Origin of the sequence: Enterobacter cloacae complex sp. I2 (assembly GCF_014896205.1) — a bacterium.
GTDB classification, from domain to species: domain Bacteria; phylum Pseudomonadota; class Gammaproteobacteria; order Enterobacterales; family Enterobacteriaceae; genus Enterobacter; species Enterobacter quasihormaechei.
The window spans coordinates 33,105-43,092 of record NZ_JADBRA010000031.1 but is presented as its reverse complement, the minus strand read 5'-3'; the positions used below and the strand labels follow the sequence as shown (position 1 = coordinate 43,092).

Below are 9,988 nucleotides of genomic sequence, written 5' to 3'. Positions count from 1 at the left end.
CAGAAGTGAAACGCCGTAGCGCCGATGGTAGTGTGGGGTCTCCCCATGTGAGAGTAGGGAACTGCCAGGCATCAAATTAAGTAGTAAGCCGGTGCATTAATCCGGTGGTTACAGAAGTATTCGGTGGAGCGGTAGTTCAGTCGGTTAGAATACCTGCCTGTCACGCAGGGGGTCGCGGGTTCGAGTCCCGTCCGTTCCGCCACTTATTAAAAGCCCTGAGCTAACGCTCAGGGCTTTTTTCTTATCTGTCGTTTAACTATTGCGAAATTAGCAAAAATCCTCTGCGTTTTACGATCTTTTTCGACATAACAACCACAGCGATAATCCTCCTCAGTTTACGAACATAACGATTGAGGAATCATATGACTATCCCTGCACTGGGTCTCGGCACTTTTCGCCTGAAGGACGACGTTGTTATCGCATCTGTTAAAACCGCTCTGGAACTGGGCTATCGCGCCGTTGATACGGCGCAGATTTATGACAACGAAGCTGCCGTAGGCCTGGCCATCGAAGAGAGCGGCGTACCGCGCCACGAGCTTTTCATCACCACCAAAATCTGGATTGAGAACCTCAGCAAAGACAAGCTGATCCCAAGCCTGAAGGAAAGTCTGAAAAAGCTGCGTACTGATTATGTTGATCTGACGTTGATCCACTGGCCATCACCTGGCGATGCCGTCTCCGTAGAAGAGTTTATGCAGGCGCTGCTGGAAGCAAAAGAGCAGGGCTTAACGCGTGAAATTGGTATCTCGAATTTCACTATCCCATTGATGGAAAAAGCCATTGCCGCAGTGGGTAAAGAGAATATTGCTACTAACCAGATTGAACTCTCTCCCTACCTGCAAAACCGCAACGTAGTGGACTGGGCGAAACAGCATGGTATTCATATCACCTCGTACATGACGCTGGCTTATGGTAAGGCCCTGAAAGATGAAGTCATAGCGCGCATCGCTGAAAAACACAATGCGACAGCTGCACAGGTGATCCTGGCATGGGCGATGGGTGAAGGTTATGCTGTGATCCCGTCTTCAACCAAACGTGAAAACCTGGCAAGTAACCTGTTAGCGTGGGATCTCCAGCTTGATGATGAAGATAAAAAAGCGATCGCAGCACTGGAATGCAACGATCGTCTGGTCAGCCCGGAAGGGTTAGCACCAGACTGGGATTAATAAAACCCTCCCTCTGTGCCCTTAACCCTCACACAGCTCCTCCGGGAGCTGTTTTTATATGCTCACTCAGGAAGTCGATAAATGCGCGTATGCGCGTACTTACCGCTCGGTCACTGTAATACACCGCGCTAAAAGGCATCTCTACAGGCAAGCGTTTATCAGCCATCAGCTCAACTAGCTGGCCAGCTGCAATTTCCTTATCAATCATATAGTCGGATAAGCAGGCGATCCCATTCCCTTGCAGACACAGCTGCTTCAGCGTTTCCCCGCTGTTAGAAGAGATGCCGCAGGTAATTTCATGAAGCTGCCCGTCATGGCAGGCGACAGGCCAGGTATTCAGGCTTACAGGCTCCGTAAAACCCAGACAGAGATGCTGCTTCAGCTCTTCAACCGTCTCCGGTCTGCCATGCTCGGCAATATATTGCGGTGACGCGATAATTTTGCGGTAGCTGGCGAACAGGGGGCGCGCGCGTAAGCTTGAGTCCGTCAGAGTGCCCGCGCGGATCGCCACGTCAACTTTACGCTCAATCAGGTTAATGAATGTCTCAGAAGAGACCAGCGACAGGGTCATCTCCGGGTAACGCTCCCGGAAGGGCTTGATTAACGGCATCAGGAAATGCAGTACGACCGGCGTCGCCGCATCTATGCGCAGCAGCCCACGCGGCGTGCTGCGTGATTCTATGATTTCCGTTTCTGCCGCCGCCATCTCCTGCAAAACGGACTGCACGCGTCGAAAATAACGCTCACCTTCTTCCGTCAGGCTGAGCTGGCGCGTTGTTCTGTTAAGCAGGCTTACCCCGAGCTTCATTTCCAGCTTTTTCACCGAGCGGCTGATGGCTGAGTTCGCCTGCCCGAGCTGTTCGGCGGCGCGGCTAAAGCTCCCGCTTTCGACCACGGCGACAAAGATAGTCAGTTCTTCCGATGTTGCCTTCATTATTGCACCACCTGCAAAATTCTATTGAGATTCTAACCATTTTTGTTATTTAAACACTGGCGCATACTGCCTGTCATCTTAATCCTGTAGAGACGGAGTATTTTATGCCACTGGCGCTTCTTGCCCTGACGATCAGTGCCTTTGCAATTGGCACGACCGAATTTGTTATTGTAGGACTGGTCCCTACCATTGCTCATCAACTTGCCATTTCGCTGCCCTCTGCCGGGCTGCTGGTATCTATTTATGCGTTAGGTGTCGCTGTTGGGGCGCCTGTGCTGACGGCGCTGACCGGCCGATTCCCGCGTAAACAACTGTTAGTCGCCCTGATGGTGCTCTTTACCGCCGGCAATATTCTGGCCTGGCAGGCACCGGATTACGCCACGCTGGTCATTGCTCGCCTGCTGACAGGCCTCGCGCACGGAGTCTTCTTCTCTATCGGTTCCACGATTGCAACCAGCCTGGTGCCAAAAGAGAAAGCGGCGTCAGCCATTGCGATTATGTTTGGTGGCTTAACCGTCGCGCTGGTTACTGGCGTGCCGTTAGGCACGTTTATCGGACAACATTTTGGCTGGCGTGAAACCTTCCTCGCGGTATCGCTGTTGGGCGTCATTGCTCTGGTGGCCAGCCTGCTGTTGGTCCCGTCGAATATCCCGGGGCGCGCGAGTGCCAGCCTGAGCGATCAGGTTAAGGTTCTAACACACCCGCGCCTGCTGCTTATCTATGCCGTAACGGCGCTGGGCTATGGTGGCGTGTTCACTGCGTTCACCTTCCTTGCACCGATGATGCAGGAGCTGGCTGGTTTCTCCCCGGGGGCAGTGAGCTGGATTTTACTGGGCTACGGTATCTCCGTCGCAATCGGCAATATCTGGGGCGGCAAGCTTGCGGATAAGCATGGTGCGGTACCGGCGCTGAAGTTCATCTTCGCCGCACTGGTTGTTCTGCTGATGATTTTCCAGTTCACCGCATCGATGCAATACGCCGCGCTGGTAACGGTATTGGTTATGGGGGTATTCGCGTTTGGTAACGTACCGGGATTGCAGGTCTATGTTGTGCAGAAAGCTGAACGCTATACCCCCAATGCGGTGGATATCGCATCCGGCCTGAATATCGCCGCATTCAATGTCGGTATCGCACTCGGCTCGGTTATCGGTGGGCAGACGGTTGAACACGTTGGATTAACCCAGACGCCGTGGATTGGCGCAGTGATTGTGCTTGTCGCTTTCTTCCTGATTGCTCTGAGTGGACGGCTTGATAAACCTGCTCGCGTCGCGCTGGGATGAGTATCAGTAAGTGCTTGCTTACAAAACTGGAAAGCGGTTTCTCAGTAATTGCGTTGAAAGTGTGACCTAAAATCCCTATAACATTAGAACCAGTCCGTTTTCCGGGCTGGTTCATGTTACAGAGGCCGTTTCCAAAAGTGCGAAAAAATACCTATGCCATGCGTTATGTTGCCGGAATGCCTGCGGAGAGGATCTTGCCTCCGGGGTCGTTTGCGAGCCTCAGCCAGGCATTACCTGCGGGCACTCCCTTAAGCAGTGACGATAAAATTCGCGTGCTGGTGTGGAACATCTTCAAGCAACAGCGCGCGGAGTGGTTATCCGTACTTCAAAATTTCGGCAAAGATGCGCATCTGGTTCTCTTACAGGAGGCGCAAACCACGCCTGAGCTGGTAAGGTTTGCAACAACAAACTATCTTGCAGCCGATCAGGTGCCTGCCTTTGTTCTGCCACAGCATCCATCTGGGGTGATGACCCTTTCAGCCGCACATCCGGTCTATTGCTGCCCGCTGCGTGAACGTGAACCGATCCTGCGTCTGGCAAAATCGGCGCTGGTCACGGTCTATCCGTTGCCTGATACCCGTCTGCTGATGGTGGTAAACATTCATGCGGTAAACTTCAGCCTGGGCGTTGATGTGTATAGTAAGCAGTTACTTCCCATTGGCGATCAGATTGCTCATCACAGCGGGCCAATCATTATGGCCGGCGACTTCAATGCCTGGAGCCGTCCGCGCATGAACGCGTTGTACCGCTTTGCGCGTGAAATGTCGCTGCGTGAAGTGCGTTTTGGCGATGACCAGCGCAAGAAAGCGTTTGGCCGTCCTCTCGATTTCGTTTTCTATCGTGGTTTAAGCGTGCACGACGCCTCCGTACTGGTGACGCGCGCCTCCGATCATAATCCTCTACTCGTTGAATTCAGTCCCGGCAAACCTGATAAATAATGGTGCGTCAGGTCTGCCGTGGGGCAGGCCTGTGCGGGTGCTGCCCTTTATTATTTAACCCATAAAAGGACAGCAACATGACAACAACACACTCCCATCATGACAACGTCGAAAAACAGTTTGGTTCTCAGGCAAGTGCCTATCTGAGCAGCGCCGTGCACGCTTCTGGCCGCGATCTGGTGCATCTTGGCGAACGGCTCGCCGCCTTTCCTGATGCGCACGTGCTGGACTTAGGCTGCGGGGCCGGGCACGCCAGTTTTACCGCCGCACAGCATGTCGGCCAGGTAACGGCGTATGATTTATCGAGCCAGATGTTGGACGTGGTTACTGAGGCGGCGAAAGCAAAAGGGCTGAATAACGTCACGACACGCCAGGGCTACGCTGAATCTTTACCCTTTGAGGATGCGTCGTTTGAGGTTGTGATTAGCCGTTACTCTGCACACCACTGGCATGATGTGGGTCAGGCATTACGGGAAGTGAAACGCGTGCTCAAACCGGGCGGGATCTTCATCATCATGGACGTGATGTCTCCCGGACATCCGGTGCGGAATATCTGGCTTCAGACGGTTGAAGCGCTGCGTGATACCTCGCACGTGCAAAACTACTCCAGTGGAGAGTGGCTTACGTTTATCACCGAAGCCGGCCTGATTTCACGCTCGTTGATAACCGACCGTTTGCCGCTGGAGTTTACGTCATGGATTGCGCGGATGCGCACACCGGAGGCATTAACGCAGGCGATCCGATTGTATCAGGAGAGCGCCTCTGCTGACGTGAAGGCGTACTTTGAACTGCATGAGGATGGTTCATTTACCAGCGACACCATCATGGCCGAAGCGCATAAAGCGGGATAAACAAAAAAGGCACCGAGGGGAATCGGTGCCTTTTTACCAAGCGATCGTACTATCAGGAATCTGGCGTAGCGCTGTTTTTCACAAACAGCGTCAGCTGGTCGCCAGGTTGCAGGTTGGCCGTATCGTTGTTCCAGCGCATCACATCTTTGATGTTTACGCCGTGACGCTTAGCGATACTGGACAGCGAGTCGCCTTTACGCACGCGATAGGTAATGCTATCGCTGTTTTTAGCGAGACGCTGTGCGCTGTTACCTGCACCTACGGTCAGCGTTTGACCCACTTTCAGACCCGACCCGCGCAGATTATTCCACTGCTGGAGATCTTTCGTATTCACGCCAAGACGTGATGCAATACCTGAAAGCGTATCACCTGAACGCACCTTATAGCTGCGGCTGCTTACTGGCGACGTATCAGCGATCAGCGTGGACTGAACGGCTGCAATTTCACCCGAAGCTAAAGACTCACGTAACTGTTCTGCGTGTTTCTGCGGAACCATCACATAGCGCGGGCCACTTGCACCCAGCGTAGAGCCTTTAACACCTGCATTAAAGGTTTTCAATTTACTTACCGACATACCCGTCATATCGGCAACCTGTTGAATATCAACCGGGCTGCTGAGGCGGACACGCGCCAGTGCACGACTTTCGTCTGGTGTTGGCAGTTGTACACCGTAACGTTTGCTGTTCTTGAGAATATCGCTCAGGGCCAGCATTTTCGGTACGTAAATCTTTGTTTCCTGTGGCAGTGAGAGCGACCAGAAGTCTGTGGATTTACCACGCGCTTTATTCGCTTTCATTGCCTTCAGTACACGACCTTCACCACTGTTATACGCTGCGACAGTCAATAACCAGTCGCCATCAAACATCTTATTCAGACGTTGCATCATGTCGAGAGCGGCTGTCGTTGAAGCGACAACATCACGACGCGCATCGTAGTTGCGGGTCTGCTTTAAACCATAATTTCGCCCTGTGCTCGGAATGATCTGCCAAATGCCTGCGGCATTGGCGCCAGACGTCGCGTGCGGGTCAAAAGCGCTCTCCACTATGGGTAGTAGTACCAGTTCCATAGGCATGTTACGTTTTTTAACTTGCCCGGCTATCCAGTACATATACGGCTCTGCCCGTAATGTTACATCGTGGAGATAGCTCTTATTTCTTAAATACTTCTGCTTCTGTTCGCGAATCCGGGTGTTCTCCGGAATTCCCATCTTTAGCTCGTCGCCAATAGAGGCCCACAAGTCTTGTTCCTGCGCGAAGGATGTCCCATCGTCCAACCATCGCGCCTGACTCGTAAACTTCCCTGCTTCCCCTTGACCAGCCGCAGAAAGGCTCTGTGCGTGCTGCTGTACGTTGCCGCCGTTCTGTGACTGGCAACCAACAAGCAGGACAGAGGCGAGTAATATCGCTTTTGCCTTCATGTGTGTGTCAATAGTTGCTTAAAAGACGAGCGATGATAACGGCGAAATTTTGAAAAGGCAACCCGCATTTATCTGAAGTTATCTTTCTTTGACCTTAACCATGCAAAACGCGCTTCTGGTTGTTGCAAATTTGTTTCTTGGTTAATTTTATTAATTAAATCAACGTCATTCGTTCTTAAAAATAAATTTATTTGGCGCTCATTTTTCAGAATTACGGGGAGTGTTTTTTGATTTTTTGCACGTAACTCCTTCACTTTCTGGTAATAATCCTGAATCGCCCGATCCTCGGGTAAGATGCTCGCAGCAAACTTCATATTTCCTAATGTATACTCGTGGGCACAGCAAATTACGGTGTCGGCAGGCAATGCATTAATTTTTTGTAAAGATTGATACATTTGTTCTGGCGTGCCTTCAAAAAGCCTTCCGCACCCCCCTGAAAACAGCGTGTCGCCGCAAAACAGATAAGGTTTACTGTAGAAACAGAGATGTCCAGAAGTGTGACCCGGTGTAGCAAATACGGAAAACTCCCACCCAAGAATCTGGACACTTTCGCCCTCGCTAACGACTTGCGTTGTGCCCTTGTTTTGTGTCTCAGCCGGCCCATACACGGCAAGACCAGGATATTGCGCAAGCAGATCGGGAACGCCGCCCACGTGGTCATTGTGATGGTGGGTGAGGAGAATCGCCTCCGGCTGCCAGCCGTTTTCATTTATTGCGTCCAGGATCGGAGTGGATTCGCCGGGATCGACAATGATGCATCTGCGATCGTCGTCGACTAAAACCCAGATGTAATTGTCCTGAAAGGCGGAAATACTGATAAGATTCATGCATTACCTCTTATAGCGTGGCGGGTGTTTTGATGAAACCGGCAAGGATACCTCAGACTGTCGCACCACCGGATCGTTGGGCAGAGTTGCCCTGGGGTGAATATTATCGCGAAGCTTTAGAACTTCAGCTTAAACCCTGGCTCGCGAAAATGTATGGTTTTCACCTGCTTAAGATTGGCAATCTCAGCGCAGAAATCAATACCGAAAGCTGCGCTATCTCGCATCAGGTTAACGTATCGCTTAAGGGTTCCCCGGTTCAGGTGAAAGCAGATCCGTTGCATTTGCCGTTTGCGGAAAAATCCATCGATGCCTGTCTGCTCGCCCATGCGCTGCCCTGGTGTAGCGATCCCCATCGTCTGCTGCGGGAAGCCGACCGCGTGATGATTGACGACGGCTGGCTGATCCTGAGCGGTTTTAATCCGCTGAGTCTGATGGGGCTACGCAAGCTAACACCCGTACTTCGCCGCACGCCGCCGTATAACAGCCGGATGTTTACTATGATGCGCCAGCTGGACTGGCTTTCACTGCTGAATTTTGAAGTGCTGAGCTACGGCGGTTTTCAAGTCATTCCCTGGACGCGAAAAGGCGGTGTTTTACTCAGCACCCATTTACCCGCGCTGGGCTGCATGCAGTATATTGTCGCGCGTAAGAGGACGATCCCCCTTACGCTCAACCCGATGAAGCAAAGCAAATCAAAAACGCGGATCCGCCAGACCGTGGGTGCCACGCGGCAGTACAAAAAACCGTGATCAGGATTCAGGCTGATAACCTGCGTCCTCATGGGTCGGGTTGGATGCCGCCGCGCGAGCCAGCTCGTCACAGCGTTCGTTTTCAGGGTGCCCGGCGTGGCCCTTTACCCATTCCCATTTGATTTCGTGCTGACCGAGGGCGGCATCAAGACGCTTCCAGAGGTCGACATTCTTGACTGGCTTTTTCTCTGCCGTTTTCCAGCCGCGTTTTTTCCAGTTGTGGATCCACTGGGTGATGCCCTGGCGGACATACTGGCTGTCAGTACTCAGCACCACGTCACAATGTTCTTTTAACGCTTCCAGCGCCACGATGGCCGCCATCAGCTCCATGCGGTTGTTGGTGGTGAGAAAATAGCCTTCACTAAAGGTTTTTTCATGCTCACGATAACGCATAATGGCGCCATAACCGCCGGGCCCTGGGTTACCGAGACAAGATCCATCGGTGAAAATTTCTACCTGTTTACGCATCTCTGGTAGACTTCCTGTATTTGAAACGTTCAGTAAAACGATAAGTCTGACATAAATGACCGCTATGAGCACTGCAATTACTCGCCAGATTGTTCTTGATACCGAAACCACCGGTATGAACCAGATTGGCGCCCACTACGAAGGGCATAAAATCATTGAGATTGGTGCCGTTGAAGTAGTGAACCGTCGTCTTACGGGCAACAACTTCCACGTTTACCTCAAACCCGATCGGCTGGTGGATCCGGAAGCGTTCGGCGTTCACGGGATTGCCGATGAGTTTTTGCTGGATAAGCCCACCTTCGCCGATGTCGCGGATGAATTTCTCGACTACATCAGAGGTGCGGAACTTGTCATTCATAACGCATCGTTCGATATCGGCTTTATGGACTATGAGTTCAGCAAGCTCAACCGCGATATTCCAAAGACCAATACGTTCTGTAAAGTTACGGATAGCCTGGCGCTGGCAAGGAAGATGTTTCCCGGCAAGCGTAACAGCCTTGATGCCCTGTGCTCTCGCTATGAGATAGACAACACCAAGCGAACCCTGCACGGCGCATTGCTCGATGCCCAGATCCTGGCCGATGTTTACCTGACCATGACCGGCGGGCAAACATCGATAAAATTCAGTATGGAAAATGAATCCCAGCAGACGCGGGACGAAGGCGGTATTCAGCGGGTCGTGCGCCAGGCGAATCGCCTGCGGGTTGTTTTAGCCAGTGATGAAGAGCTGATGAACCACGAATCTCGCCTCGATTTAGTTCAGAAGAAGGGCGGAAGCTGTCTGTGGCGTGGGTGAAAAAAGGCGGAAACGTTTGTTAAATCACCGTTTGGGTGATTTTTGCAGCAAACGATTCAAAACCTGAGAAAAAGCGTTGACGAGTTACGAGGCAGACCGTAATATTCGCCTCGTTCCCCAAACGGGAACAGTGGAGCGGTAGTTCAGTCGGTTAGAATACCTGCCTGTCACGCAGGGGGTCGCGGGTTCGAGTCCCGTCCGTTCCGCCACTATTTAGAAAGCCTGAATCAGAAATGATTCAGGCTTTCGTCGTTTTATACTCCCTACACTCGCTTATCTCTCTTCTTATTTTTGTTAACAAAAAGTTAATATATTCAGTGCAATTTATTAACATCTGCACGGTTTTAGTGCGTTATTTGCACTGCCTTTGTGCATTGTTTGCCCATCCCCTCTCCGAATCTCACTTAGTTATGTAATAATTATGTAAAAATAATTCATAAGAAATCATTCGGTTACCGATCATTTTTCAGAAAACTTCTGAACCAATACGTTATTGGTTCGCTTATTGCTTAATCATTAGCACGATAAGTAGTGCGTCATATCAATAACTTATCGTTGGTAA

10 protein-coding genes and 2 tRNA genes are annotated in these 9,988 nt (G+C 51.5%); 8 read left to right on the top strand and 4 right to left on the bottom strand.

Translation table 11 applies throughout. The features are described 5' to 3' along the window. The first annotated feature begins 125 nt into the window (after positions 1–125). Positions 126–202: transfer RNA gene (locus IM300_RS21315), tRNA-Asp, on the top strand. A gap of 160 nt (positions 203–362) precedes the next feature. After that, positions 363–1,166: a 2,5-didehydrogluconate reductase DkgB gene (dkgB, locus tag IM300_RS21310; protein WP_107534740.1), complete on the top strand. Its 804-nt coding sequence runs from the start codon at positions 363–365 to the stop codon at positions 1,164–1,166. Positions 1,167–1,194: 28 nt separating this feature from the next. Here dkgB and yafC read toward each other — a convergent pair whose 3' ends face one another. Beyond that, positions 1,195–2,100 (bottom strand): DNA-binding transcriptional regulator YafC, encoded by a 906-nt coding sequence (gene yafC / locus IM300_RS21305; protein WP_107534741.1) that lies wholly within the window; start codon positions 2,098–2,100, stop codon positions 1,195–1,197. Between the two features lie 104 nt (positions 2,101–2,204). Between yafC and IM300_RS21300 the strand changes: the two genes are divergently transcribed. From IM300_RS21300 to IM300_RS21290, 3 genes are all read left to right on the top strand, one after another. Beyond that, on the top strand, positions 2,205–3,380 hold the full coding sequence (locus IM300_RS21300) for an MFS transporter (RefSeq protein WP_112793276.1): 1,176 nt from the start codon (positions 2,205–2,207) through the stop codon (positions 3,378–3,380). Positions 3,381–3,517: 137 nt separating this feature from the next. Then, a complete protein-coding gene (locus tag IM300_RS21295) occupies positions 3,518–4,318 on the top strand; it encodes an endonuclease/exonuclease/phosphatase family protein (RefSeq protein WP_063451802.1) in 801 nt (266 codons plus the stop codon). 77 nt (positions 4,319–4,395) lie between these two features. Further along, positions 4,396–5,169: a class I SAM-dependent methyltransferase gene (locus tag IM300_RS21290; RefSeq protein ID WP_193038234.1), complete on the top strand. Its 774-nt coding sequence runs from the start codon at positions 4,396–4,398 to the stop codon at positions 5,167–5,169. 52 nt (positions 5,170–5,221) lie between these two features. On the opposite strand, the gene mltD is transcribed toward IM300_RS21290, so the two are convergent. After that, positions 5,222–6,586: a murein transglycosylase D gene (gene mltD, locus IM300_RS21285; RefSeq protein WP_193038232.1), complete on the bottom strand. Its 1,365-nt coding sequence runs from the start codon at positions 6,584–6,586 to the stop codon at positions 5,222–5,224. Between the two features lie 68 nt (positions 6,587–6,654). Next, a complete protein-coding gene (gene gloB, locus IM300_RS21280) occupies positions 6,655–7,413 on the bottom strand; it encodes a hydroxyacylglutathione hydrolase (RefSeq protein ID WP_107534746.1) in 759 nt (252 codons plus the stop codon). A 32-nt stretch (positions 7,414–7,445) separates the two neighbouring features. Between gloB and IM300_RS21275 the strand changes: the two genes are divergently transcribed. Beyond that, positions 7,446–8,162 (top strand): class I SAM-dependent methyltransferase, encoded by a 717-nt coding sequence (locus IM300_RS21275; protein WP_193038230.1) that lies wholly within the window; start codon positions 7,446–7,448, stop codon positions 8,160–8,162. Here the strand turns inward: IM300_RS21275 and rnhA are convergent, their stop codons facing one another. Next, the gene (gene rnhA / locus IM300_RS21270) at positions 8,163–8,741 is read right to left on the bottom strand and encodes a ribonuclease HI (protein ID WP_162196835.1); all 579 of its coding nucleotides are present in this window, start codon (positions 8,739–8,741) and stop codon (positions 8,163–8,165) included. Here rnhA and dnaQ point away from each other — a divergent pair. Beyond that, complete coding sequence (gene dnaQ / locus IM300_RS21265) at positions 8,695–9,426, top strand: DNA polymerase III subunit epsilon (protein WP_072201000.1); 732 nt, start codon at positions 8,695–8,697, stop codon at positions 9,424–9,426. The two genes, rnhA and dnaQ, sit on opposite strands and share 47 nt — an antisense overlap. A 132-nt stretch (positions 9,427–9,558) precedes the next feature. Then, positions 9,559–9,635: transfer RNA gene (locus tag IM300_RS21260), tRNA-Asp, on the top strand. The last annotated feature ends 353 nt before the right edge of the window (positions 9,636–9,988 follow it).

Excerpts from the sequence above, each read along its gene's own strand:
- dkgB (WP_107534740.1), top strand. The coding sequence starts at position 363 with ATGACTATCCCTGCACTGGGTCTCGGCACTTTTCGCCTGAAGGACGAC.
- IM300_RS21290 (WP_193038234.1), top strand. The coding sequence starts at position 4,396 with ATGACAACAACACACTCCCATCATGACAACGTCGAAAAACAGTTTGGT.
- yafC (WP_107534741.1), bottom strand. The coding sequence starts at position 2,100 with ATGAAGGCAACATCGGAAGAACTGACTATCTTTGTCGCCGTGGTCGAA.
- dnaQ (WP_072201000.1), top strand. The coding sequence starts at position 8,695 with ATGAGCACTGCAATTACTCGCCAGATTGTTCTTGATACCGAAACCACC.
- IM300_RS21300 (WP_112793276.1), top strand. The coding sequence starts at position 2,205 with ATGCCACTGGCGCTTCTTGCCCTGACGATCAGTGCCTTTGCAATTGGC.
- mltD (WP_193038232.1), bottom strand. The coding sequence starts at position 6,586 with ATGAAGGCAAAAGCGATATTACTCGCCTCTGTCCTGCTTGTTGGTTGC.
- IM300_RS21275 (WP_193038230.1), top strand. The coding sequence starts at position 7,446 with ATGAAACCGGCAAGGATACCTCAGACTGTCGCACCACCGGATCGTTGG.
- gloB (WP_107534746.1), bottom strand. The coding sequence starts at position 7,413 with ATGAATCTTATCAGTATTTCCGCCTTTCAGGACAATTACATCTGGGTT.